30 protein-coding genes are annotated in these 22,328 nt (G+C 54.9%); all 30 read right to left on the reverse strand.

The genetic code is table 11. The annotated features are described in order from the left end of the window. Window positions 1-6: 6 nt before the first annotated feature. Window positions 7-330 carry a hypothetical protein gene (locus tag GbCGDNIH6_RS07830; RefSeq protein WP_011632251.1) on the reverse strand — a complete coding sequence of 108 codons (324 nt, stop codon included), beginning with the start codon at window positions 328-330 and terminating at the stop codon, window positions 7-9. Beyond that, complete coding sequence (locus tag GbCGDNIH6_RS07835) at window positions 327-569, reverse strand: hypothetical protein (RefSeq protein WP_072563471.1); 243 nt, start codon at window positions 567-569, stop codon at window positions 327-329. Before GbCGDNIH6_RS07835 ends, GbCGDNIH6_RS07830 begins: the two co-directional genes overlap by 4 nt. Then, complete coding sequence (locus GbCGDNIH6_RS07840) at window positions 554-1,546, reverse strand: hypothetical protein (RefSeq protein ID WP_072563472.1); 993 nt, start codon at window positions 1,544-1,546, stop codon at window positions 554-556. The genes GbCGDNIH6_RS07835 and GbCGDNIH6_RS07840 overlap by 16 nt, the downstream gene beginning before the upstream one ends. Window position 1,547: 1 nt before the next feature. After that, a complete protein-coding gene (locus tag GbCGDNIH6_RS07845) occupies window positions 1,548-2,027 on the reverse strand; it encodes a hypothetical protein (protein WP_157692370.1) in 480 nt (159 codons plus the stop codon). A gap of 11 nt (window positions 2,028-2,038) precedes the next feature. Next, complete coding sequence (locus tag GbCGDNIH6_RS07850; RefSeq protein ID WP_157692371.1) at window positions 2,039-3,685, reverse strand: tail fiber domain-containing protein; 1,647 nt, start codon at window positions 3,683-3,685, stop codon at window positions 2,039-2,041. 47 nt (window positions 3,686-3,732) lie between these two features. Continuing rightward, window positions 3,733-5,052 carry a baseplate wedge 1 family protein gene (locus GbCGDNIH6_RS07855; RefSeq protein ID WP_072563475.1) on the reverse strand — a complete coding sequence of 440 codons (1,320 nt, stop codon included), beginning with the start codon at window positions 5,050-5,052 and terminating at the stop codon, window positions 3,733-3,735. Window positions 5,053-5,317: 265 nt separating this feature from the next. Further along, complete coding sequence (locus GbCGDNIH6_RS07860) at window positions 5,318-5,920, reverse strand: Gp138 family membrane-puncturing spike protein (RefSeq protein WP_072563476.1); 603 nt, start codon at window positions 5,918-5,920, stop codon at window positions 5,318-5,320. A gap of 21 nt (window positions 5,921-5,941) precedes the next feature. Next, window positions 5,942-6,967 carry a hypothetical protein gene (locus GbCGDNIH6_RS12425; protein ID WP_157692372.1) on the reverse strand — a complete coding sequence of 342 codons (1,026 nt, stop codon included), beginning with the start codon at window positions 6,965-6,967 and terminating at the stop codon, window positions 5,942-5,944. Then, window positions 6,964-7,482, reverse strand: coding sequence for a hypothetical protein (locus GbCGDNIH6_RS07870; RefSeq protein WP_232449757.1), 519 nt, complete (start codon window positions 7,480-7,482; stop codon window positions 6,964-6,966). The genes GbCGDNIH6_RS12425 and GbCGDNIH6_RS07870 overlap by 4 nt, the downstream gene beginning before the upstream one ends. 146 nt (window positions 7,483-7,628) lie before the next feature. After that, complete coding sequence (locus GbCGDNIH6_RS07875; RefSeq protein WP_095413444.1) at window positions 7,629-8,153, reverse strand: hypothetical protein; 525 nt, start codon at window positions 8,151-8,153, stop codon at window positions 7,629-7,631. A 96-nt stretch (window positions 8,154-8,249) separates the two neighbouring features. Next, window positions 8,250-9,713 (reverse strand): baseplate J/gp47 family protein, encoded by a 1,464-nt coding sequence (locus tag GbCGDNIH6_RS07880; RefSeq protein ID WP_072563480.1) that lies wholly within the window; start codon window positions 9,711-9,713, stop codon window positions 8,250-8,252. A 94-nt stretch (window positions 9,714-9,807) separates the two neighbouring features. Next, window positions 9,808-10,710, reverse strand: a complete 903-nt coding sequence (locus tag GbCGDNIH6_RS07885; RefSeq protein WP_157692373.1) for a hypothetical protein — start codon at window positions 10,708-10,710, stop codon at window positions 9,808-9,810. Beyond that, complete coding sequence (locus GbCGDNIH6_RS12430; RefSeq protein ID WP_072563482.1) at window positions 10,707-11,225, reverse strand: hypothetical protein; 519 nt, start codon at window positions 11,223-11,225, stop codon at window positions 10,707-10,709. Before GbCGDNIH6_RS12430 ends, GbCGDNIH6_RS07885 begins: the two co-directional genes overlap by 4 nt. A gap of 203 nt (window positions 11,226-11,428) precedes the next feature. Continuing rightward, a complete protein-coding gene (locus GbCGDNIH6_RS07895; protein ID WP_157692374.1) occupies window positions 11,429-11,950 on the reverse strand; it encodes a hypothetical protein in 522 nt (173 codons plus the stop codon). 157 nt (window positions 11,951-12,107) lie between these two features. Further along, window positions 12,108-12,707 (reverse strand): Gp138 family membrane-puncturing spike protein, encoded by a 600-nt coding sequence (locus GbCGDNIH6_RS07900; protein WP_072563484.1) that lies wholly within the window; start codon window positions 12,705-12,707, stop codon window positions 12,108-12,110. A 38-nt stretch (window positions 12,708-12,745) separates the two neighbouring features. Continuing rightward, complete coding sequence (locus GbCGDNIH6_RS07905) at window positions 12,746-13,417, reverse strand: hypothetical protein (protein ID WP_157692375.1); 672 nt, start codon at window positions 13,415-13,417, stop codon at window positions 12,746-12,748. Window positions 13,418-13,535: 118 nt separating this feature from the next. Continuing rightward, window positions 13,536-13,910 (reverse strand): contractile injection system sheath initiator, encoded by a 375-nt coding sequence (locus GbCGDNIH6_RS07910; protein ID WP_025286978.1) that lies wholly within the window; start codon window positions 13,908-13,910, stop codon window positions 13,536-13,538. Window positions 13,911-13,951: 41 nt separating this feature from the next. Further along, complete coding sequence (locus GbCGDNIH6_RS07915; RefSeq protein ID WP_157692376.1) at window positions 13,952-14,494, reverse strand: hypothetical protein; 543 nt, start codon at window positions 14,492-14,494, stop codon at window positions 13,952-13,954. A 445-nt stretch (window positions 14,495-14,939) separates the two neighbouring features. After that, window positions 14,940-15,299 carry a phage baseplate plug family protein gene (locus GbCGDNIH6_RS07920; protein WP_072563487.1) on the reverse strand — a complete coding sequence of 120 codons (360 nt, stop codon included), beginning with the start codon at window positions 15,297-15,299 and terminating at the stop codon, window positions 14,940-14,942. Window positions 15,300-15,317: 18 nt separating this feature from the next. Further along, window positions 15,318-16,019, reverse strand: a complete 702-nt coding sequence (locus GbCGDNIH6_RS07925) for a phage baseplate protein (protein ID WP_072563488.1) — start codon at window positions 16,017-16,019, stop codon at window positions 15,318-15,320. Between the two features lie 100 nt (window positions 16,020-16,119). Then, window positions 16,120-16,716 (reverse strand): hypothetical protein, encoded by a 597-nt coding sequence (locus GbCGDNIH6_RS07930; RefSeq protein WP_072563489.1) that lies wholly within the window; start codon window positions 16,714-16,716, stop codon window positions 16,120-16,122. 71 nt (window positions 16,717-16,787) lie between these two features. After that, the gene (locus GbCGDNIH6_RS07935; protein ID WP_072563490.1) at window positions 16,788-18,464 is read right to left on the reverse strand and encodes a hypothetical protein; all 1,677 of its coding nucleotides are present in this window, start codon (window positions 18,462-18,464) and stop codon (window positions 16,788-16,790) included. Between the two features lie 4 nt (window positions 18,465-18,468). After that, window positions 18,469-18,591, reverse strand: coding sequence for a hypothetical protein (locus GbCGDNIH6_RS12685; RefSeq protein WP_269765623.1), 123 nt, complete (start codon window positions 18,589-18,591; stop codon window positions 18,469-18,471). 71 nt (window positions 18,592-18,662) lie between these two features. Then, window positions 18,663-19,157 (reverse strand): phage tail assembly chaperone, encoded by a 495-nt coding sequence (locus tag GbCGDNIH6_RS12440; RefSeq protein WP_157692377.1) that lies wholly within the window; start codon window positions 19,155-19,157, stop codon window positions 18,663-18,665. Between the two features lie 5 nt (window positions 19,158-19,162). Then, window positions 19,163-19,600: a phage structural protein gene (locus GbCGDNIH6_RS07950; RefSeq protein ID WP_025320354.1), complete on the reverse strand. Its 438-nt coding sequence runs from the start codon at window positions 19,598-19,600 to the stop codon at window positions 19,163-19,165. A gap of 35 nt (window positions 19,601-19,635) precedes the next feature. After that, window positions 19,636-20,712 carry a DUF3383 family protein gene (locus GbCGDNIH6_RS07955; protein ID WP_072563492.1) on the reverse strand — a complete coding sequence of 359 codons (1,077 nt, stop codon included), beginning with the start codon at window positions 20,710-20,712 and terminating at the stop codon, window positions 19,636-19,638. Further along, window positions 20,705-21,238 (reverse strand): phage neck terminator protein, encoded by a 534-nt coding sequence (locus tag GbCGDNIH6_RS07960; protein ID WP_072563493.1) that lies wholly within the window; start codon window positions 21,236-21,238, stop codon window positions 20,705-20,707. The genes GbCGDNIH6_RS07955 and GbCGDNIH6_RS07960 overlap by 8 nt, the downstream gene beginning before the upstream one ends. Before the next feature lie 12 nt (window positions 21,239-21,250). Then, window positions 21,251-21,616, reverse strand: a complete 366-nt coding sequence (locus tag GbCGDNIH6_RS07965) for a hypothetical protein (protein ID WP_072563494.1) — start codon at window positions 21,614-21,616, stop codon at window positions 21,251-21,253. Then, window positions 21,613-21,936, reverse strand: coding sequence for a hypothetical protein (locus GbCGDNIH6_RS07970; RefSeq protein WP_072563495.1), 324 nt, complete (start codon window positions 21,934-21,936; stop codon window positions 21,613-21,615). The genes GbCGDNIH6_RS07965 and GbCGDNIH6_RS07970 overlap by 4 nt, the downstream gene beginning before the upstream one ends. Further along, window positions 21,933-22,325: a DUF4054 domain-containing protein gene (locus GbCGDNIH6_RS07975; RefSeq protein ID WP_072563496.1), complete on the reverse strand. Its 393-nt coding sequence runs from the start codon at window positions 22,323-22,325 to the stop codon at window positions 21,933-21,935. The genes GbCGDNIH6_RS07970 and GbCGDNIH6_RS07975 overlap by 4 nt, the downstream gene beginning before the upstream one ends. Window positions 22,326-22,328 lie beyond the last annotated feature (3 nt).

The raw sequence follows: 22,328 nt of genomic DNA on the forward strand, positions 1-22,328 counted from the left end.
CTGTGATCAGCGCCAGCTCAGATGATCGCGGACGTAATCACCGCATAGCGTCCAGACCGTGCCGATGGCGCTCACGGCGAGACTGCCGCTGATGACCAGCCCGCCAATACGGCTGCGCAGATGGCGGAACTCAGCCACCGGACCTTCCAGCGCCTCGACCCGCCGCTCCACACCGTAAACCCGGTCGACAATGCGGGAGGAACCGGCACGCAGAACGTGCAGCTCATCCCGCAACTGATCGAAGCGTTCCTCACTCCGCTCCTGCCCGCGCTGGACATCCTGCCGCAGATCACGCAGCAGTTCCGACAGCATTTCCGGTTGATGGTTCATGAAGCACCTGCCTGCATTGGCGTTACCGGATGATAGAGGGCCTGCCCCTGATCGGGCCGCCATTCGGTGGTGGCGTCATGGGCGGGAGGCTCGATCCAGACGGCACGGTTGAGCACCGTCCCGGCGGGCTGCATGGTCCCATCCTGCGCCACACACGGAGCCGTGCAGATCTGCACGTACGAAGCGGGCGCCGCTGCACCCAGCAGCAATGCGATCACTGCGATTATGGCCTTGCGCATATGACTACGCCTCCTGATTGACCGGGCGCACCCAATCCGTATTGCCGACCCGTGATTGTAGAACCGCCTCCACCACCCGCCGCGCCGAAGCCAGCACCGGGGCTGCCATTCCCGCCATCGGTGGAGGCATTGCCGCCTGCACCGCCTGCGCCGCCAATGGATTCCTGACCGGGCTGAGTACGAAGCGGGATCGTCCCGCCATTGCCACCCGGCGCGACGCCCCCAAAAATATTCCCCATCGGATAGCTGTCAGCAGTGACACCTGATGCTCCCCCAGCCTTGCCAGCGCCATTGCCATCGACCCCGCCACCAGCAGCAGCACCCGCCGTTGAGGCCATGGTGACGCCGGCTCCACCACCAGCCGCCCCCGGCGCGCCGCTGCCTCCGGATGCGCCGACACCGGGGCCGGTCAGATTGAGGGCACCCTGACCACCGGTCATGCCGCCAATGCCAAAGGGATAGCCCTGACCTGGGGTCGCGCCACTGGCGGGGCCGCCATTGATCAGGAAACTACCGCTGCCACCGCTGGCCGAGGCTGCGGTGGAGCCACCTGCCGGAGCGCCTCCACCACCAGCGCGGATATTGAGCGCACCACCGATGATATTCGTCTCACCGCCACCGATACCGGCCGCCCCGGCCCCGGAAGGCTGGCCACCGCCTGCACCGACCACCACCGAGAGGGATGACGCTCCCAGGGAGACCAATCGTATTCCCGACATTCGGGCATGATACCCCGGCGAGCCTCCGGCCCCACCGCTGGTCGCCGTGCCGGATGCGGCGACGGTCCCGTTACCACCGGAGGAACCGCCACCCCATGCCTCAATATCCAGCGTCACAGCCCATGGTGGCACCGTGTATGTGCCGCCTGCCGTCATGACCGTGCACACGCTGGATCGCATCGGCGGAGGCGTGACCGTCTGGGCCGAGGCGATGCAGGGCAGCAGACAGGAAGCGAACAGAACAAGACGATGCATCATGTCACCACCTCAGCGCATTGAAGGTGACCGGGCTGGCGGCAAAGGCCGTCACGGCCCCGGTCGGCACGAAATCGCAGCGTATGGACGCCCCCGGCACAACCTCCACCGAGGTAGCAGCGCGGGAGGAGCCAGTGGTTCCGGCAAAATCCACCCAGAGCGACACGGTATTGCCGGCCGGGTTCTGCACGCTGCATCCGCGTGTGATCGAGCCTGCCGCAAACACGGTCTGATAAGAACCGGCTGTGATCGAGGATGATGCAGCGGCAGATCCTGTCGCAGGCACTGCCACCCCCGCGACAGGTAAAGGTGACACAGATGACAGCGCGACGGGACGCCCGGTCGCAGCATCAATCATGCCTACCACCTGGGCCCCAATACTGGCGGCACATGATGCGTCGGCACAATAAGAGGAACGCATGCCCTGCGCCTGCGCTTGAGACATAAAAAAAGGCGCCAGAAGCGCCAGATACAGCCATTTCATCTTCATTTTCCTTATTTGACTTTCGCCTCAAGGGTGGCGATGCGGGTCAGTGCATTCTGCAGGGCTGCAGTCAGCATCGGCACCAGCTTGCTGTAATCCACCTGCTGATAGTCCGGCACTTCACAGGATGCGTGCCACTCAGTGCCGTTCCAGAGATCGGGATTTTGCTCTTTTGCAGCCTGATAAGTGGTTTCGGTGACATTTTCCCATGCCACCGTACCATCACGAATCACGACATTGTCCACATGGCGCGTTCCATCGTGCTCCCCTGTTACCGCTTCAGGGATCACAGCTTGCAGCTCATGCGCGATCACACCGGTCACGATGCGATCGGGATGAGAGATAAACGCAAAATTCTTGATATGAATATTCAGGATTTTTTCAGCGGCGGCACTTTGATCGAGATCGGTGATACTGGTTTTCAGACGATAATCGGATGTGGTGTTGTATTGCACAGACGATCCATTGCTGCCGATGCTGCCGATCCATTGGACGCCACCGGAGGTGCCCGCCGAAAACGCAATAATCTGGTTATTGGAGCCGTTCGTTCCGAACGCGGCTGCCGGTCCGGAAGCGGAGTAGGCATTGAATCCGGTGGGCGTCATCGAGCAACCATTTGCACCGTTATTGGCCGGGGTAAAATTTCCGTCCGTAGGTCCCGTGCAAACATAGTTATGCGCGTAGACCCGGTTGGCTGTTTCTATCTTCGAGCTGCAATAGAGGCTTCCGGAAAAATATCCAGCCCATGTCGCGGCACCGCTGTTATCGCTGGCATAGAGGCTGGAGTTGTTTCCGCTACCCTTGGTGACAGAGAGAGTGCCGACACTGGCGGATGTGGCGACATAGAGACCGCCGGATGTAGAAAAACCGCCGTTCAGCGCATAGACCGTCTGGCCGGTGACAGCGCCATTCGCTTTCATATTGTTGGATACGCTCAGGTCACCGCCATTGATGGTAGCACCACCATCAACCTGGAATTTTTTACTGACATAGGCAGAGCCTGAAAAATATCCGGCCCATGTGGCCGCCCCGCTATTATCGTCCACATAGAGGCTGGAGGCATTTGTGCTCCCTCCGCCTACATACATCGTCTTTTTAAATGACGCTCCGCCATTGGCGGTGATGCCACCATTGGCGGTGATGCCGCCGGTTACCAGCAGCGATTTATCGGCGGTCATATCGCCACCGACTTCCAGAGTAGCCGATGATATGATCAGGCCGGCACTTGCAGACTGCCCTTGCGTCCCACCGACAGCGATGATGCGCGCATTATAGTCAGTATTGGTGCCGTCTGTATGAAAATCGATGTAGGGGGTGCTGCGGACCGACTGAGACCCGATCTCAAGGGGGCCATAGATGGTCGCACCACCTTGGAAAGCCGGATTTTTGATCGGAGCGAACCATTTTGCCAACACTCCTCCGGCCTTGCCTGTTTCTGTCTCGCTCGGCGTGCTGCCATCAAGACCGATGACAGAGGAAATCTGCTGGTAAAGCCATTTTATTTTCCAGTCTCTTTCCTGAAACAGACCGTTGAACAATTCTACACTGGGTGGAATCTGTCCCAGATAGGAAAAACCCTGATCCGATTGCGTATCACTCGGCGGGGATGCCGTTCCTTGTGATGCCCAAAGGCTGCTGAAACGGTCAAAAAATGACATGCTTTTTCCTGTCAGTGTTGAGGTTAAAAAAATCAGGACCAGAGAATTCAAGATGAGGGAATGATGTTATCCAGCGCACGCGCCATACAACCCGATCCGAAGCCCATATAACTCTGCTGCTGAAATCCGAAGGGTCTTGCCGGATCATACTGCATCTGCACCAGACCAACGCCAGCCGGTTTTGGAAATCCCGCGATAGAACGTGCGAAAGCGAGATCAGAGGCCGTGATGAATCGTCCCACAACCGCGGTCAGACTTGCGTCACCATTATCCTGGAGCAGCGTACTGTCTGCATTGAACAGAACACAGAAAGCGGCCCTCAGATCCTCGGTTGTGCCATGTGCGTTGTTCAGCAGGATTTTGAGCTTCAACAACCGCCGATACTGATCATCCGTCAGCATTATCGCACTGGCCGGACCCACCAGCCGTGACTGGCCGAGAATATCGCCAATGCCATCCAGTTGATCTCCGCTTGCCTGATCCAGCACGCGATTATTCATCATCGCCTGCAAAGCCGTATCCAGCGTCGTGCAGGCCGGATAAAGCGCCTTGACCAAAGACTGAAGAGAAGAACTGGCGGAAAACTGGGCCAGCATATGCTCCCACGCCACCACCCCATGATCGCGCCCGAAGACCATGTTGGTGGCATCAGGCACCTGCCCGTTTCCTGGATCGGCATCGGCAATATAGAAAACACGATCCGAAACACGGGAAGCAAAGCCGTTACTGGTAGGAATAAAACTGCTCACCCGGTTTTTTTCCAGCTGCGAAGCCGAAAAAACCATCGAAACAGCATTGCCTCCAGCCGCCCCGTTCACAACCAGAGAGGCTGAGACCGTATTCTGCCCCGCTGGAACCTGTAGACTCACCCTGATCCTCACCAGCCGGCCTGAAGCATTGCCGGATGGAAACGCCTGCGTCACGTTGGCAGAACCGGATGAGAGTCGCAGCGACACGACCGGCACAGACGCAGAGTTGCCGATCATCAATCCCCATGCGCTAAGCCACCATGTCTCCCCCGCCTGGGCCGAAACCGGGTCACCTAAACTCATTTGTGCGGAAGCTGCACTGTTAAGCGCAGGAAAATCGAATTGAAGGCAGGAAAAACCGTCCTTCATCAGTCGGCTGGTCACGATGGAAGCATAATTTCCAGACCAGCTTTTTTGACTCGTTGTCAGCATTGAATCAGGCAGATAGTTGGTAGACGCTCCCTCGGTCAGTGCGCCGAGATAACTTCCATCATCGGCATAGGATGGTCTCAGAACATTCGGTCCGGTAATAACGAGTTTACCATCTGCCGTGATATAGCTGGCAGCACTTTCCCGCTTTGTACCGAACGCGGTATTCAACTCATTTTGAGCGATCATATGACAATGCCCGGAGCAATCTGAAACTGCGGACGCGCAAAAGCCGGCATGCATGACACATACCGGATTACGACATCCGCAGATCAGGAGAAAAGAGTAGAAAAAACCTCGGCTTTTTCAAAAAGGCCGAAAGAGACATCCCTGCTTGATCGTGTAAGAAGGAATGTTTTTATGCATCGACTGTAGCAGACAATAAGAAATTATCTTCCCCTTGTCCACCTTTTTATTCGACACCCCGAGACTATTGCGTTTCGGTCTGCCTCGCTCAGCTGGCGGAGGGTGGGCCGGAGCGTCCGGAACCGGGCTGCACACCGGAATGAGCATGTGTTTTGACCGAAATACCGTTAAAGACCGCATCCTGATCACCGGATACCGCGCCGTTGATTGTCAAGCCGCCCGGCGCATTCAGTATGAGAGAACCGGAAGATGTGAATTCCACAGAGGCAGAGCCGAACGCAATCACCATATTGTCGGGATGGGCCGGAGATGTAGCCTGGCTGTGCGCCAGACCCGGCACGGCAATGGCATCGGTGATGTGGGTCTGACGGAAATTATCGACAATATCACTGCCGGCATCTTTCCAGTTTTCCAGCGAACGCTGGCAGAAATGCAGCATGACGCCATCACCGGAATGCAACGGCCAGGTGATGCCGACAGGGCCGACCGAGGGAAACACGACAGGCACATCGACAACACGCGGCGCTTTTATAATCTCCGCATCCGGTGAGGTTTTGGACAGGGAAAGCTGCACCTCGGCGCGGCGTGTGGCGGGGTCATAGGACACAATGGTGCCCGGCATGGTCGTGTTGATGCGATCGCAATGCGAGGCAATCAGGTTTTTCAGAATCTGCTTGATGTCTTCAGACATGGTAGGAATCCTTTGTTGATATCAATAAAATTTGAAGCCGAACGGGTCTGTCTCTGCCTGACGCTTTTTCTCGGCCGGAATGGCCTTTGTCAGAGAAGGAAGATCATCCTTCGTTTCCTTGTCTAACTTGAAAGTAAATTTTTTGAGGGAAATAAGATTAATCGTTGAGGTCCATGTTCCCAGCTCGGAATTTTCGACCGGCATCGTATCGCCATTATGCTCGATCGTATCGACACGAAATTTTTCATAACCCTTACCCTGCTTAAGCCATACGGGGTCGCCCGGATTGATATCGGGCCGCATCAGGGAATAGACCTGCACACCTTCCTCCGTTCCGATACTGGAGACGAGTTCCTTCAGATACGGGTTATCGGCGGTATTCAGATCCTTTATGATAGCGGAACTTCGCGGCCCCATGAAGGTTCTGTCGATATAACGGATCAGCCCTGTTTCCATGCTTAGAAGAACGGAAGGGCGCGTGGTGGTTTCTCCCTTTCTGGTAACCTGAATCGTTTGGTTCTGAACGGAATATTGCAAGCCAGAAGAATGACAGATGCTTTCAAGCATATCTTTGGCTGATCCGTAAAAGCTGAAGCCGCTTTTCAGACGTCTGGCACCAATGCCATCTGCCATGTACAATGGCATTTTGGCGTTCGTGGCTGCGGCCTCAATGATATCCCTCACAGGAATTCCTTTTTCTCCTGTAAAGCTTATCAATGATCGGGATAAAACATCAGAACCGTCGAAGCCTACAACCGTCACAATAGAATCTGCATTTCTTTGGCCTGTTTTTATGGCGTATGGAGAACCTGAGAAGGCCAATGAAAACAAGCCAGATTCATAACCACAATAAACTTCTAAATATTTAGACCTGATTATAGAATCTAAATAATCACGGTTTATATTATATAGGTCAACTTTTATACTGTTTCCAGAATTATTATACATTCTTTTAATATTTATTTTTGCTTTTATTTTTGTATATTTTTTTATTATATCACTACCATCAAAAATTACTTTATACTTTCTATTGTTTAAATACTTCATTTTACCACTTCTCCATCTGATAGGCATGCCTTATGATCTATTTGCATCAAAAATTTTCCTCCAAATTCATCGTTATATAATGTCCATCCTCGACTTGATTTTATTGAAACATCTGGTCTGTGTATGTGATTTTTTAATATTTCTTCAGATGCTATGCAGACAAACCAGTCTCCTTGTTCATTAACAGTCATATGAGATTGCAACCAAGTAAGATTCGGATTTCTTCTCTGAAGCTCTTCCCAAAATGGCTGGGTCAATCTTTCCTCTTCTTCCCCCCGATAAAGATGATACGGACCGGGCGGCACGTCATATTTCTGACGCAGTTTTTCCAGAATTTCTGGTGTCAGCTTGCTTTCTATAGCCTCATCATGTTTTCTTCGACGCTCCATCTCCTCTTGCAGCGCCTTCGACAATTTGGCCACCAGCTTCGGGTCCCAGTAATCTGCAACAGCAGACCCACAGGATAAAACATTGCCTAAAAGAAGCCCGGCAATAACAAGGGTTTTGTATTTCATCGTCTGATACTCCATTTTATGCTTTCGTCTCCTTCGCTATCATACAGAAAGCGCACCATACCGGCAGGCACAATGCGCTTTCTGTATTATGATCGTAAGGAGAGTCTATCATACACCGCTTCATACTTCCTATTCTTGCAAATAAATCATTTTACTATTTCTCCATCTGTTTCGCACGCCTTATGACGTATTTCCATCAAGAATTTTTCTCCGAATTCATTATCATATAATGTCCATCCTCGACTTGATTTGATTGAAATCTCTGGTCTGTGTATGTGATTTTTTAATATTTCTTCCGTTAAGATGCAGACAAACCAGTCTCCTTGTTCATTAACAGTCATATGAGTATATAGTAAACTAAGATTTGGATTTCTTCTCTGAAGCTCTTCCCAAAATGGCTGGGTCAAGCTTTCCTTTTCTTCTCCTCTAAAATGATGATACGGACCGGGCGGCACGTCATATTTCTGGCGCAGTTTTTCCAGAATTTCAGGTGTCAGCTTGCTTTCTATAGCTTCGTTATGTTTTCTTCGACGCTCCTTCTCCTCTTCCAGCGCCTGCGACAATTTGGCCATTACACCCGGCTCCCAGTAATCTGCGACAGCAGACCCACAGGATAAAATATTGCCTAAAAGAAGCGCGGCACCTGCGATCTTCAAATATAAAGCTCTCATCGTTCCCCCACTCCCCCGTCGCTTGTTCCACGGAGGATGCAGAGTCTGCATCCTCCTGTGGCATAATTATGATCCCCTGATCTTTGCTATTTCCAATTACGAAACATAGATACGTGCGGTATCGAAAATCGCGCGCTCGCGGGCGCCGATGGAGATGTTGGCCTGTGTGTAGGCTGTGCTCGCTGGCATTGTTGCGGGGTCGCTGGTGACGGCAAAGCTGAGCGCGATGGAGGCAATGCCGCTGACTGTTTCGTAAATCGGGCCGAGGAAACGCTGCGCAACCACATCCTGAGCAATATCGAGTGCAACACCGGTATCATTCAGGGATTGCTGCACACGCAGCAGACCATCGGCGGGGAATGTTTCCTCGCTTAATGTCGTGATTTTGCAGGTGATCCAGACATAGCGCCGCACCGGCCGCGTAAAGCCGATGCTGTGCCATTCCGTGCCGTTATGCGCACCGGTGCTGATCTGCACGGTCTGGCTGTTGAGGCCGTATGCGGTGATACCGGCCGGCTTCACCGCCTGAATCTGCGCAGCGACGGCGGCGTCTTCTCCGCCCTCGACAATGCATTCGACACTGTGCGGGGGGCGTCCGTCGGTATCAACGGCGGCTGTATCGTTTTCGATCACCATCGCGGCGGTGACACCTTGCACTTTCTGGAGCAGGCTGGCCCGGATAGAGGGCAACGTCCCGGCCCCCAGCCGATAGACACCGCGCGCATAGCGTGCCCGCAAGGCTGAATCGGTCTCATAGGGCCGCCCTGGCATGGCATCCTGAAGATTGAGAATACGTTTAAAGCCGGAGATCGTGTTGCTGATCGTGGTGATGGAGTTTGCAGGGGCGGTATACGGCCCGTAATCACGCGCGATAAACAGACCGGGCGTTCCCATCTCCGTCATGATCAGCAAAGAAGATGTGGCAACGCTGATTGTTCTGCGTCCATCGGTAACGATGCGCAGAACTGCGCTGCTGCCGCTTCCCTGCACACTGGCATTGTATCCAGCGGAGGAAACAGAAGCCACGAACTGCGCCAGAATGGCCGGCGCATTGGCCGAGGCCGCGGTGATGCTGAAACTGACGGAGTTGAGCACAAGGGAGTAGCCTTGCCCCGCCACAGCGCTGATGACGCCGATGGAGACATCAGCCAGAGTATCAGGGCTGATTTCGGTATCAGCCGCGAGCAGAAAACGCGTCAGCCCGGCCTGCTGAGGTGCGGCTGTTCCGGCGGGCACCAATGTGCCGGCATTGCCGTACAACACGCAGTATACCTGCGAGCGCGTGGCCTGAAGCCGGGTGACGCCCGTGAATGAAACAGCCTTGTCCAGATTGCTGCCGCTGGCGGTGGCGGGATACATGGCGTTATAGACGCCCTCCGCCATTTCCCACAGCGCGGCCTCTCTCTCGGCAAAGGTGGCGACGAGCTGACCGAGGACAGTATCCGGCTGGGTTGCGATCTCCGCCCCGAATGCATTTTGCAGGGTGGTGATGATCTCCGCGCCGATATCGCTCATGCGGCGCTTGATGAAGCCGGACGGGGTGATGCCATAGCTGGTCATGAAACCTGTTCCTTTCAGGAAACAAACACAAAAAAAGCCGCATCCGGTGAAGGAAGCAGCTACGAAGAAAAACGGTGGATGGTTGGGGTGGGGGCTATTCAACCAAAGTGATTGTTGATGTCCATGTTCCAAGTTCTTTATTGTCTACAGGCATATTATTGCCATCATGTTCAATTGTACTCACATGATAACGTTTTTTGACGATTCCAGGATGTTTGATCACAACAGGATCACCCGGGATCAAATCGGGCCGCATCAATGAATAAACCGTTAAACCCTCTACTGGCTCATCTGAAGAAACAATTTGTTTTACATATGGATTATCGGTCGGGTTAATACCCTTCGTAAAAACAGACGCCTTTGGACCCTTGGAAGCAACTTCGACATAGCGGATCAGACCAGTTTCCATTGACAGCAGAACCTCTGGTTTAGGGAAAGGCTGACCTTTCTTGGTGACCTGTACAACATTATTCTGGACAGAGTATTCAAGTCCCTCAGCCTTACAGGCATCCTCAAGCATATTCTTCGATGAACCATAGAAACTATACCCATGTTTCCAACTGCGCCTTCCAAGACCATCCACAATCTTCAGGCCCAAACCTGCATCATGCGCAGCAGTCTCAATGATTTCCCTGACCGTTACATTCTCATACCCTGTGTAACTGGATCGAGAAGCTGATAAAATATCATTTCCATCAAATGCCGTGATGGAAATTGTATAGTCTGCATCTTTATGAGCCGTTTTAATTAGATTTGGCACTCCCACAAAAGCCAGAAAAAGATGAGACCCATATCCAGCATATATTTCCATTTTGACTGAATTTATTATAAAATCAATATTGCGTTTATTGAGATTAAAAATCGTCAAATTCATGCTATTTCCAGAATTTGTTATGGATCTCTTTATATTAATAATAACTCTTAAATCATTAACATCATATAAATTATTTTTTCCAGAAAAAAAACGAATCCGAATTTTTCTTTCTGATAAATTCATTCCACTATTTCTCCATCACTATTACATGCATTAAACAAATAAGACCAAAAATTTTCTGCCACTTCATTAGAGTAAAAAATCCATCCCTTGCTAGATTTTATTGCAGAAAAATGAATGAAAACTCCATTTTTTAGAATTTTTTCTAATCCAATACAAGAAAACCAGTCTCCATTATCATTAATTGTTACATATGCCAAAATGGTATGAAAATCTGGATGTTTTTTCTGAATTTCATCCCAAAATTGGTTTATTATTATATCTGCATTTTTCCCTCTTAATTCGTGATATGGGCCGGGAGGAACTACATATTTTCTTTTCATTTCTTCAATAAATTCAGGTGTTTGTTTGCTTTCTATTTCTTTTTTCTCTTCTCTCTCTTTCAATCTTTGCACAAGCAAATCATGCCTTAATTGTTCCAATACTTTTGGATCCCAGACATCTGCCGACGCGGGTATTGAGGCTAGCGATGTGCAAAATATCAGCAATGCACTGTATAAATGTTTCGCATTTAGCATTATTGAAACCTCTTTTCGTTATTTGACCTACGATACAGATTACAAACCTCCTTATGGCAAAATTATGCTCCGGGATCGAGACGAAAGCAGACCCAAAAAAAAGCCGCATCCGGTGAAGGAGGCAGCTACGAAAAAAGACGGTGGATGGCTCGGATGAGTTTATTCAAATAATCTGTTCAATAAATTCATTTTATGTTGCAATTTCATTCCACAACCTCATCATCGTGTTTACAAGCTTTATTACTAATTGATTCAAAAAATTCACCACTAACATCAGAAGAAAACAATATCCAATTATGATTTGACATAATCATCTGTCGATAATACGGAACACCATTATATGTTTGATCAACAACTGTGCAAATAAACCAATCTCCATTGTCATTTATTGTAGCATATCCCATAAAAGGAAAATACTTTTTTATTCTTTTATTTGTTTCATCAGTTATTATCTGAGAATATTTCCGCAAACCATCACCCTTATAAAGATGATACGGTCCTGGAGAAATAATATACTTTTTCTTCATCTCTTCGATAACAGCAGGTGTTTCCTTATTTCTAACAATTTCCTGCCTTTTTTGTTCTTTTAAATCCTCCCTCTTGAGCAGCTCCATGTATTTTTTATAGTCTTCCGGATCCCAGTATTCTCCAGAAACAGCAGGACCAGATGACATGGTCGTACAAAGTATCAACACTGCCCCCGCCAGATGTTTTACATTTATCATCCTTGAAACCTCTTTTTATCGTTCGACTACTATACCGATTATAGACCTGACTTATAGCAGGATTATAATCCGGGATCGAGACAAACACGGGCATAAAAAAAGCCGCATCCTGTGAAGGATACGGCTTACAAAAACCTTGATATAATCAGTGAGAAACCTATGCAGCAGGTGTCCCTGATCGTCCGGAGCCGGGCTGTACACCGGCATGAGTATGCGTGCTGGCTGAAATATTGTTGAACACCGCATCCTGATCACCGGTGACCTTCCCCTTGATGGTCAATCCACCAGGGAGATTCAGCACCATGCCGCCGGAGGGGGTCATTTCCATGGAGGCCGAGCCAAACGCGATCACCATATTCTCCGCATGCGCCGGCTCTGTCGCAGCGCCATGATTCAAACCCGGCACGGCAATAGCGTCAGAGATGTTGCTTTGCCGGAAATCGTCAACAACATCATCGCCATGATCCAGCCAGTTTTCCAAAGATCGCTGACAGAAATGCAGCATAACTCCATCCCCCGGATGCAACGGCCAGGTGATCGCAACGCCGCCGCCGGTCGGAAACACCACCGGCACAGACACCACACGCGGTGCTTTCAGGACGATCCCCTCCGGCGAGGTTTTGGACAGGGAAAGCTGCACCACCGCCCGCCGCGTTGCCGGATTATAGGAAACAATCGTCCCCGGCATTGTCGTGTTGATCCGATCGCAATGCGATGCAATCAGGTTTTTGATAATCTTCTTGAAATCAACAGCCATAATCAAAACTCCTTACAACGATGTTTGACAGGCGACATTCACTGCCAAATCACTTCGCCATCTGACTGGCAGGCTTGTTTGTATATTTCATCATAAAAGCCATCTCCCACCACATAGCTATCAAGCAACCAACCGGCGTTGGACATAATCCAATCATGCTTCTGAGCGGCTCCATTATTCATAATTTTCTGACCAGAGTAACATATAAACCAGTTTCCACTATCGTTGACTGTAATATTTGAAGATAATTCAATTATATCTTTGCCTATTCTAGGTTTATTTAATTTATCATAAAAGGACTCATATAAATTTTTACACTCTTTGCTTCTGCATTCATGATATGGACCTGGCAGAACGCTGTACTTCTTTCTTAATTCTTCCAGAAGCTCTGGTGTCTGATTTTCTGCAATCATCTCCTGCACTTTAAGGTCCTGCCGGTATTGCTTCTGTTGAATCAGGTTCCGCTTCTTCCAAAGCGCATATTGATGCAGCCTCTCTGCTTCTTCCTGTTTCGTTGCAGGAACATAGATACAGCGATGATCGATATTACAATATCTCTTCCGCTCAACACATTTTCCGTTTCGATTACAAAACATATGCCATTCAACGTGTAAATCCTCATCTCTGTCGAAAGCCAGAGCGGAACCACACATCATGGCCACGCATAGGACCACCACCAGACCGGCAAGTTTTTGACGTTTCATTGTCATGGCCTTTTCACTGAAATCCCGGATCGAGCCGCGTGGACGCGCCTTGCATCCAGACGCATCCATGGGAGGGGGATCGGGAAGGGGGATGGCTGACTCTCCTCCCCCTCCATCCGCCCGCTCATGCTCCCCCGATGCCGAACGGGATGCTGTCCGAAACCATCCCGAACCGGGTGCGGGCAGAGAACACGATGGACAGGGTCCGGCTGGGGCGGTCCAGAGTCGCGGTCAGGCTTTCGACCGCCTCCACATCCGGAACCGAAGCAATCGCCGCTGCAAAAATGGATTGCAAAACGACCCGTTGCGGCTCCTTGACCAGTACATTTTGCAGGTAAGGTATTCCAAAATCGAGGTCCAAAAACCACTCTCCACGCCATGCCCGGAGGGTGATTCCGATCTCCTGACGCACTCTGGCCAACCCATCGGAGAGAATCAGGTCTCCATTGGTCAAAAATACGTCCCGAGTCGCGTCCGCAAGAATAATGTCGTAGCCCATGCTAAATCCTTTCATATGTTACGTTGAAACTCTTTCCCGGCTTATCTTTCGGTGCCCTTCCCACCAGCAGAAACCGGGGGTGAAACAGCAGTTCGGGCAGGGGATGGAACCGGGGAAGAAGGGGGATGCATTGCGTTTTCCGGGGAGCAGACATGTGCCCACGGCCACCCGAAATCGGCGTTTTGTTGGCTTTCCAGCAGCAACGCACCCGATGATGCCATCACGAATCGGTCCGAGTCGGACCTGCTCATCCCGGCCATCCCACCCTTCAATCGGGTCGTCGAACCGCACATATACCACTGCGATTCTCCCCCCTTCCCGTCCCGAAATCGAGTCGCATGCCCCTCTGAAATGCTGATTCCGAGACCCAGTCTTGCTTCCAGAGCAGCCTCAGCTTCCTGTCTCATCGCTGCCGACTCGCTGTCCGGTACGTGCTGAACGGGTTGCTGACTCACGCGAATCGGGGGCGCTTCAGCCGTGGAGAGCGCTCCATGGGTGCGGGCATGCAGCTCCGCCCGCTGTACAGCCCCCATATTGGCCAAGGCAGAGGCAGGATGAGGGGCCGTATCCAGGGGCTGGGCCATGGCGGGGCTCAGCATCAAAACGGGCATGGCCAGCGCCATGCCACGCCGGGCAACGTCGCGGAAACGCAATAAAATCAGTCTGGAAGCAGGGCAGAAGGGGCATGCTTTCGGCATAGGGAACGGACCGCTGGATACAGGGGAAAACAGAGAGGAGGCGGAGACCGTGGCGGCAGAGCATGCCTGTCGGTTCCTGCCTCTATCAGTTGCTGTTCTGCGGGCGGAAATAAGGCCGAACAAAAGCAAAACAGTGGCGTCACCACGCGGCTTTGCGCTAGATCAGCCAGTGCCGGAACCTCTGACACGGATCGTGACACGGGCCGGAACGCAGAAAGGGGGGAGGCAGCCTTGCGGCTCCCTCCCCCCCCTTCTCTGTAGGCTGCATTGGTTGGTGCAGGCCCTTTCTAATATTTTCCGGCGCTGTTTGCCAAGGATTTATGGCGCCCCGTCAGTCCGGCCCTTCAAGAGAGGCACCCATTTCAGCGGCGGAGACATAAACCAGCGATGCCCCGCCTGCACCCGGCAGATCGCTGCGCCCGATGCGTTCCTGCCCATTTTCCAGCGCGGTATCGGGCGGGAGGGCGATGAGTTCTCCTTGCGGCATGGCCTCGGTGCGATAACGCCCGATCAGAGGCGTGTTGCCCAGCACGGGCAGCCCCTCCAACAGGGTGGTGCGGGTGGCATCCTGAAGCCCGAGGGTCCAGAACCCGGCCTCGCTGTTCCAGGACAGATGCAGGAAGAAGCTCTGGCCATCCAGTTCGGCCTCCATCACGCTGTCATTCAGATCGGGCACGGAAATCAGCTGCATATCTGGTTTCCTTTACGGTCAGGCCGTCAGGCCGAGCGCGGTTGCAACCCGCGTGATCAGGCTCGGGGGTGGGGTGGCGGATTGCGCTTTTCCAGCGGGAATGGCGGAGGATCCGGTCTTGCCGCTGACCTCGGCGGCGGCATTGCCGCTGACCGCCACATCGGCCTGCACGATGCGTATCTGAAGGAAATCGAGCTTGATCTTCAGGGTGCGGCTCTGGGATTCGCCATCTTTCGTGATCCCGCGATTGATCTCGCAACCGGTCATGGCCATGTTCGGGTAGACATGCAGCCCGGTCACCACTGTGACAGGAAGATGGGCGGTATGGAGCTCCTCCAGCAGCTTGACGGTATCCTCCAGCCGCGAAATCCCGCGCAGGCCCAGATTCCATGGCCGAAACAGCGTGGCATTGGCCGAGGACACCGCCCCCGTGATAGTCAGCCGCGCCGATTGCGGGATGATGCCGTCGGAAATCGGCATGCCCTGTTCCACCGGATATTGCGTGGCGAGGGAGGGCAGCTGATAGCTCTCCATACTCAGCAGATCCAGATGCAGCGCCCCCTTGGTGGCGGGGACAGGAGCGGGTCTGGTTTGGCCCGTATTGGCAGCCCCTCCCCCGCCTTTATCAATGGGCGCAAGCGTAATGTGCCTGGGAGTCGCCTGATATTCCAGATAGGTCTGGCCGGAGGCGCCAAAAATCAGATCCAGCGTGTTCAGCATGGGGGAAGCCTTATGGGGAAAATGATCCTCCGCCCTGCTCCCGCAGGAAACAGGGAGAGGGAGAGATCAGGGCGGAGGGATCGTACTCAGGTGGCGTTGATCAACCGGGCGCCTCCTCCGGTAAGGAAGAACGAGGCTGGGCAACCGGTTGACGCAGCACATCGCTCAACACGGTGGCCATACCGGCCAGCAGACCGCCGTCACGACGGATATCGCCATGACGCAGCAGGTCTTGCAGCAGGAAAGCCAGCACATGGCTCGGCCCTTCCGGCTCAGCCCGCAGCATGGCCAGCAATGCCTGACCATAGGCCGCCCCCAGCCCGCAATCGGTCAGATAATCGCCGCTTGGCTCCGGCGCCCAGAAGCGCGTGCCACTGCCATCGCCGGCCACCCGCACAAAGGGCAGGGTATGCAGACCCTGCGCAGCAACGGCCTGATCGGCCGCAGACGCCCCCAGCGCCACGCAGGGCGGCGTCCATGCAGTAAAAGGCGGCTTGGGCTGCTGGCATGGCATGGTTTCGTTCTCTGTTTCGCCTCCTGCCTCGGCAGAAAGCGATGACGGTTGTTTTTTCCTGTCAGTCTTTATGGCCATGAACGGCCCCTTCTTGATCGCTGCTCCGGACGGTTGTGGGCCGTTCGATGCAGCCAGTTGCAGCATGTCGGTCGGTGTCATCACCCATGGCGTGAAAGTGGCCATCGGTTTTTGCACTTTAGCGTTATTTTATGAAAATAAAGCGTATGTTTTCTTTTTCTCTTTTTTTATACAATTTAACCTTCCGACCTTTTGTCTCCACTATTGGCTTGCCGGGCGAAGCTGTCAGCGCTGCCTTCCAGACTGTCGGACACACCCTGCGCGGCGAGGGCTGCGATGGTGTCGGCATCCCCGGACGGAGCGGTGATGGAAATGGAGGGCGCACCCACCGACACATTGGTGACGTAGCTGACTGCCCCTCCGGCGCGGCTGATGCTGTCGGGTTCTGCCGCACCATGCAGTGGATCGCGCAGCAGGCTGACCGGTGGCAGCATATCACCCAGCACCTGCCGCAGAGCAGACAGACCGGGCAACGGCGCGGGTGAAAGTGCGAGAGATGCGACAGGAGAAGCCGTTGGTACAGCGGGAGCCTCCATGGAGAAGACTCCCTCCCTGCCTGCGTTCTCCCGGCCGGGATGCAGGGGTTCTGACGCACCCCTTTCCTCATTTCCCCCTCCTGCAGCACGGTTTTCCACAGAAGAAGAGAGCGAGGATGGCAGTAGCGCCGCACGCCACGCGGTCAGACCGGACAGCAAGGAGGACGCCTCCTCCGCCAGGGCGACGACAGACCCCTGCCTGCCCTGCGCCTCGGCTGAGAGGCCCTCATCCCCTGTCGCGGAGGATAGGACCGCCCTGTCCCGATGCTCCATGACAGGCAGCAGGGAAGTCAGAAGAAGCGGCAAGGACGGAGCAGCGGCAGGTCCGTCCGAGCTGGTATCAGCCCCTTGCGGAGAAGATTTCAGCGCCATCATCAAATTTGGAAAAATGTCAAGACCTGACGGCGCTGTATTGCCAGGCCTGATGCCTTCAGACATCGGGGAAAGGGAGGCATCCTCCGGCCTCGTGGCCCATGCCCGCATGGCTCCGTGCAGCGCGCCGGTCAGGTCGATCCCACGCTCCGTCTCGGCAGGCTGCGTGGGCTGCACGTCTGGCAACAGGCTCCTGGAAAGGCTGAAGGAGGCGCCGGTCGCCAAGCCTGCCGCTTCCTTCATCTCCTGCCGCAGGGAAGCGCGGAAAGCAGAAGCCGGATCATCGCTCCCCCCCTGACCCATGGAGGGTTGCCCGGCCATCAGCTCCGGCGAGGCAGAAACGGTTGGGAGTTGCGGCAACAGCAGAGCCTCCGCCTGCCGCATGATCCGCCGGGTCAGGGAAGTCTCCTGTACCGTTTCTTGCGGAGAAGACGCAGGCTCAAGCGCCGACAGCATCCTGTGCAGGGGGACCCTCTCCCTCTCGGCAGAGGAAACTTGCCCGGCAGAAGAAAGGCTGGAAGGCGTGGCAAACTGCCCCATCATCGCCAGCGAGGCGGCTGGCACAAGCTGCATTAGCGCACCCCGCATTGTCTGCGCCATGGCAGACAGGGAGGTGGCCTCCCCACCCGCAACAATGCCCCCCGCCGCTGCGGCAGGGCCCTGCGCAGCGGTGGGGCTCTGCGCCCATGTCAGCATGGCTTGCGACATGGACTGCCCGGCCGACTGGATCGCCGACAGGGCAGGCATCAGCATACCGGACATCGCATCGGCCTGGCTGCCGGCAGTATTGGACGGCTGAACACCCGAACCGCCCAGTTTCGTAGCCATGGCAGCGGTGCGTTCCATTTCCTCACGCAGACGCATCGTTTCGGCACGCGCCTCATCGATCCCGCTGCGGTCGAACTGAAACCGGATCAGCGTGACCAGTTCACGCAGAATGGCCATTGTCCTAACTCCTTCTTGCCGTTCCGTCTGTCCGGTTACGCCCCATCTGCTCGCGTCTGGCCGCCGCATGCTGCTGCGCGCGCATGTCCAGCAATGCGTTCAGCTTCAGCAGGTCATCCAGCGTCACCACCCCGCCACGCAGCTCGCCCAGCGAGACATGCCCGGCCAGAAGGGGACGCCAGATCAGGAGTTCCGACCTCAGTTCTTCAGAGAGCTGTCCGCCGCTTCCATTGCCGGTTTGCGGTTCGTCCCATTCGGCAGAACCTGTCCAATGAGGGTTCTGCCGCGCTCGAAAAAACCCGCGTAGTTGATCCTCACCACCTCCATGCACAGCTCGATGGCCTCCGACACGTCGGAGAACACCGAACCGGCCATGGCATGACTCAGACGACGCGCCGTGGCAGGATCATCCCCCACCGCGATACAATCCGGGTCGAGCAGAAGACGCGCCAGTTTTTCCAGCGCCTCTCCCTCCAGCCCGCGCGAGAGATCGCGCAGGCCCTGCATGATGGCTTCCTCTCCCCGCGCCGTGTCCATCAGCGCGGCAAAGGGCGCCAGCAACACCCCTTGCAGCGAGCCGAGAATACGCAGCGCACGAAACGGATCGAACCGCTTGATGTGATAAACCTGTGCACCGATCGTAACGCTCTCGCGTCCTTCCTGAATTGATCCGCCTTGCAACATGGCTTTCATGACCTTCAGGATTTACGGAAAGCTGTGGCGAGCTGCGGGGACACCGCCGTAATGCTCCAGACCCGCGTGCTTCCCTTCGCGCTGCGCTCATGACCGGCCCGGCCATTGATCCAGCAGGTACCGGCGGAGAACAGCAGCCCACCCCCCAGATCCTCGATCAGGATCGGCACCGGAATGCTGCCATTCGACAGACGATCCGCCGTATACAGCGCATCAAGATGCTCGTTGCTCGGGCTGCTTTGCAGCAGGGTCAGCGTGATCTTGACCCGCGGATCAACACTGAAACTGCGCATGACTTCCCCATCCGCACCAACGCTGGAATCGAAGCCGGCGCTCTGTTCATCGACCGTAATGAACTTGTCGCTGGAAAAACCGCTGATCGCTACACCACCGATCACGACGTACACATTGGACGGAGAATAATTATAGACATTGCCTGCCATGATCATCATTCCTCAAAAAATGGAAATTTCTGTGCTCAGATTGTGTAGGACAACGTGCCGTTGATCTGGACCAGATGCACCGCCCCAGCCAGACGCGCCCGGAAACTGATGTCACGCAGAACACGACTTGCTTTGGTATTGGCGGAAATATTGGCAGAAAGCGGAACCGAAATCGTGTAGGAAGGAATCGGGTTGTTATTACCATCCAGCTCCGGCGGCGCGATCCCGCCCCGGCGCACACCCAGATCGAGTGCCGCCTGCACCTTGCTTTTCACCATCAGAATACCCTGATCGGTATAAGGAATACGGTTATCGACCATCAGCTGGAACACGCTGGTCTTGATCTCTTCCTGCAACCAGTCGCGGAAGCGGATGACATCGATCCACTCGCCACCTGTGGTTTTTCCGCCCTGGGTGATGGTGACATTGCGGAAGCTTTCGAACGTGTTACCGTTCTTGCCGCGCACGGCGCTGCTCTGTCCTTCCCCCAGCGTATCGGCGCTGACACCGGGCAGCGTGCAGTTGGCCCAGCTTTCCTGACCCGGATAGAGGGTGAACATTTTCGACATCACCGCCGCATCCGGGAAATCGGTCGCCGCTGCTGCATGATAGAAGCAGAAGGTGCGGAAGTAATTTGCAGCCTTCAGCAGCGATAGCGTATCGGTGGTCTTGGTCGAGTCCAGCGCATCAGTTTCCGCAATCGCCGTGCCGAAAAGTTTACCATTGGCTTCGGTCCATGCCGCGGCTTCCAGAATGGTGTTTTTGTCACGGCTCGGCAGGATCAGGCCGTACCAGCTATTATCGCTGGTCTTCATGGCCGAGAGTGCGGCCGTCAGTGTTTCATTCTGGCTGCTGCCATCCCAGAAGCCGATATAAATCTGTGAGATATGCGGTGTCACGCTGAACGCATCCGCGGCGGCAAGATAGGCCGGATGCGTGGCCGTCAGCCCGTACGGAGCAGACAGCAGATCACTGGCAGAGGTGATAATACCCGTGCGCGGCAGAGAGGCAGTGCTTTTCAGCACGATCAGCATATCGCTGAAACTCTGCGTATTCACGGAAGCAGATTGCAGCAGAATATTGACCGTGACGAGGCGATCGAGATTAGCCATGCGGCGTCTCCATTTCGATGTTCAGGGAAAGGGGGACTGGCGCACCGCCCCCCGGCAATGTTCCGGTAGCCTGAACCTTTTCGATCAGGCCGACCGCATCCGCGCCACGCATGACATGACCGAGCGTCAACTCCATGGCCGCCCGCTCCTCCCATGTCGTCTCCAGCAAGGCGGAGATATTGAGGACGGGGCCGCAGGACAGCACGGCAATGCCATGCAGAAAGGCATTGTCCTGCGTGGTGGGGAAACCCAGTCTCTGACGCAGCGTATCCAGAGTATTCAGTGCAGACGGGCCGAAAACCTGAATTTCCAGCGTGTCCTGCATGGGTGTTTCCACCACCATCAGCCCATCCGCATTGACGGCGCCATACCAAGGCCGTGCGATGGGTCTGCTCCCCTCCTCACTGCGCAGCCAGCGCAGGGTGGCGTATGGAAAAGCCGGGCGGGGTGCATTCTGCTCCGCCCAGATCAGCGCGCAGTCGAGCATCGGCTGCACGAAACCGTGCACCGTGCCATCATCCAGCATGATGGAACTCCCTTACGGTTCGAGTGAGGCGAGGTAACGGTGATGATCCACCCGCATCCCGGCATCCCAGGATTGCCGCGCGATGATGCGATAACGGCGCGGAGCGGTGTCTCCGGCGGTGGTATACAGCACGCAATCTCCGCGCTGACTGGATGCATTCCCGATACCCAGTACGGCATCGGTATAAATCCGGATCAGCGCAGTGATCGCCTGACCACCGGGCAGAGGCTGTATCTGCTCTGCATCACTGACGGAGGCAGGCTGCACCGTGGCAGAGATGGTCTGTGTCACCGGAGAAGCCGGGACGAAACGGCCGGCAACATAGCTGCCCGTTCCTTCCCTCAATACCGTCAAAGACTGGCGGAAACTGGTTTTCATGCCTCATCCCCCATACTGACGGGAAACCGGCCATCGACCAGGGCCGATATCTGATCCAGCAACCACTCCTCCGGCTCACCACCCCCCAGCGCGAGGGCAGCAGCCTCCGCACAGGCATCGGCGATGCGGTCGGCCTGCGCGTCGGTGAAAGCGCGCAGATAAGGGCGCGCGGCCATGGTGCCGGAACCGAACTCTGCCTCTACGGCCGCGGCGACATCTCCGGTTTGATTATCCTCGCGCTCTCCCTCATGCTCTCTGGGGCCGATGCGCAGGCTCATCCCCTCCAGACGGGATAAAGCCGTTCCGAGCGTATCCATCATCCCGGCTCCCCGGTCAGAACCGCACCGGTCGATAAAGGACGCAGCAGCGCCTCATACCGCGCCCGGTAATTGCCTGCCGCCTCGGCTTCGGCGCCTGTCAGGGCGCGCGGGAGATATTCAATCTCCAGCTCGCCTTCCTTTTCCCGCCGCAGCGCCTGCCCCGCACCGGCGGTCCCGCTACCGGACAGGGAAGAGGCGCGCAGGCTCAGCAGCCATGCCGCATACAGCGCCATGGCCTCCTGCCTGCGACCGGGGGAGAGTGTGGCGGGGCAATGTGCCGCCGCCACGCCCAGCGCATCCGTCACCGCCTGAGCCGGAACATCGGCGAATTCCGGTGCCAGAATAGCCAGCAGCACCGGAGCCGGATAAGGCGCTGATGCGTCACCCATCGC

It is taken from the genome of Granulibacter bethesdensis, assembly GCF_001889525.1.
GTDB classification, from domain to species: domain Bacteria; phylum Pseudomonadota; class Alphaproteobacteria; order Acetobacterales; family Acetobacteraceae; genus Granulibacter; species Granulibacter bethesdensis_C.

Bases quoted from the DNA above. Each gene is read 5' to 3' on its own strand.
- GbCGDNIH6_RS07830 (WP_011632251.1), bottom strand. From the start codon at position 330: ATGAACCATCAACCGGAAATGCTGTCGGAACTGCTGCGTGATCTGCGG.
- GbCGDNIH6_RS07835 (WP_072563471.1), bottom strand. From the start codon at position 569: ATGCGCAAGGCCATAATCGCAGTGATCGCATTGCTGCTGGGTGCAGCG.
- GbCGDNIH6_RS07840 (WP_072563472.1), bottom strand. From the start codon at position 1,546: ATGATGCATCGTCTTGTTCTGTTCGCTTCCTGTCTGCTGCCCTGCATC.
- GbCGDNIH6_RS07845 (WP_157692370.1), bottom strand. From the start codon at position 2,027: ATGAAATGGCTGTATCTGGCGCTTCTGGCGCCTTTTTTTATGTCTCAA.
- GbCGDNIH6_RS07850 (WP_157692371.1), bottom strand. From the start codon at position 3,685: ATGTCATTTTTTGACCGTTTCAGCAGCCTTTGGGCATCACAAGGAACG.
- GbCGDNIH6_RS07855 (WP_072563475.1), bottom strand. From the start codon at position 5,052: ATGATCGCTCAAAATGAGTTGAATACCGCGTTCGGTACAAAGCGGGAA.
- GbCGDNIH6_RS07860 (WP_072563476.1), bottom strand. From the start codon at position 5,920: ATGTCTGAAGACATCAAGCAGATTCTGAAAAACCTGATTGCCTCGCAT.
- GbCGDNIH6_RS12425 (WP_157692372.1), bottom strand. From the start codon at position 6,967: ATGAAGTATTTAAACAATAGAAAGTATAAAGTAATTTTTGATGGTAGT.
- GbCGDNIH6_RS07870 (WP_232449757.1), bottom strand. From the start codon at position 7,482: ATGAAATACAAAACCCTTGTTATTGCCGGGCTTCTTTTAGGCAATGTT.
- GbCGDNIH6_RS07875 (WP_095413444.1), bottom strand. From the start codon at position 8,153: ATGAGAGCTTTATATTTGAAGATCGCAGGTGCCGCGCTTCTTTTAGGC.
- GbCGDNIH6_RS07880 (WP_072563480.1), bottom strand. From the start codon at position 9,713: ATGACCAGCTATGGCATCACCCCGTCCGGCTTCATCAAGCGCCGCATG.
- GbCGDNIH6_RS07885 (WP_157692373.1), bottom strand. From the start codon at position 10,710: ATGAATTTATCAGAAAGAAAAATTCGGATTCGTTTTTTTTCTGGAAAA.
- GbCGDNIH6_RS12430 (WP_072563482.1), bottom strand. From the start codon at position 11,225: ATGCTAAATGCGAAACATTTATACAGTGCATTGCTGATATTTTGCACA.
- GbCGDNIH6_RS07895 (WP_157692374.1), bottom strand. From the start codon at position 11,950: ATGATAAATGTAAAACATCTGGCGGGGGCAGTGTTGATACTTTGTACG.
- GbCGDNIH6_RS07900 (WP_072563484.1), bottom strand. From the start codon at position 12,707: ATGGCTGTTGATTTCAAGAAGATTATCAAAAACCTGATTGCATCGCAT.
- GbCGDNIH6_RS07905 (WP_157692375.1), bottom strand. From the start codon at position 13,417: ATGACAATGAAACGTCAAAAACTTGCCGGTCTGGTGGTGGTCCTATGC.
- GbCGDNIH6_RS07910 (WP_025286978.1), bottom strand. From the start codon at position 13,910: ATGGGCTACGACATTATTCTTGCGGACGCGACTCGGGACGTATTTTTG.
- GbCGDNIH6_RS07915 (WP_157692376.1), bottom strand. From the start codon at position 14,494: ATGGCCCAGCCCCTGGATACGGCCCCTCATCCTGCCTCTGCCTTGGCC.
- GbCGDNIH6_RS07920 (WP_072563487.1), bottom strand. From the start codon at position 15,299: ATGCAGCTGATTTCCGTGCCCGATCTGAATGACAGCGTGATGGAGGCC.
- GbCGDNIH6_RS07925 (WP_072563488.1), bottom strand. From the start codon at position 16,019: ATGCTGAACACGCTGGATCTGATTTTTGGCGCCTCCGGCCAGACCTAT.
- GbCGDNIH6_RS07930 (WP_072563489.1), bottom strand. From the start codon at position 16,716: ATGGCCACTTTCACGCCATGGGTGATGACACCGACCGACATGCTGCAA.
- GbCGDNIH6_RS07935 (WP_072563490.1), bottom strand. From the start codon at position 18,464: ATGGCCATTCTGCGTGAACTGGTCACGCTGATCCGGTTTCAGTTCGAC.
- GbCGDNIH6_RS12440 (WP_157692377.1), bottom strand. From the start codon at position 19,157: ATGAAAGCCATGTTGCAAGGCGGATCAATTCAGGAAGGACGCGAGAGC.
- GbCGDNIH6_RS07950 (WP_025320354.1), bottom strand. From the start codon at position 19,600: ATGGCAGGCAATGTCTATAATTATTCTCCGTCCAATGTGTACGTCGTG.
- GbCGDNIH6_RS07955 (WP_072563492.1), bottom strand. From the start codon at position 20,712: ATGGCTAATCTCGATCGCCTCGTCACGGTCAATATTCTGCTGCAATCT.
- GbCGDNIH6_RS07960 (WP_072563493.1), bottom strand. From the start codon at position 21,238: ATGCTGGATGATGGCACGGTGCACGGTTTCGTGCAGCCGATGCTCGAC.
- GbCGDNIH6_RS07965 (WP_072563494.1), bottom strand. From the start codon at position 21,616: ATGAAAACCAGTTTCCGCCAGTCTTTGACGGTATTGAGGGAAGGAACG.
- GbCGDNIH6_RS07970 (WP_072563495.1), bottom strand. From the start codon at position 21,936: ATGATGGATACGCTCGGAACGGCTTTATCCCGTCTGGAGGGGATGAGC.
- GbCGDNIH6_RS07975 (WP_072563496.1), bottom strand. From the start codon at position 22,325: ATGGGTGACGCATCAGCGCCTTATCCGGCTCCGGTGCTGCTGGCTATT.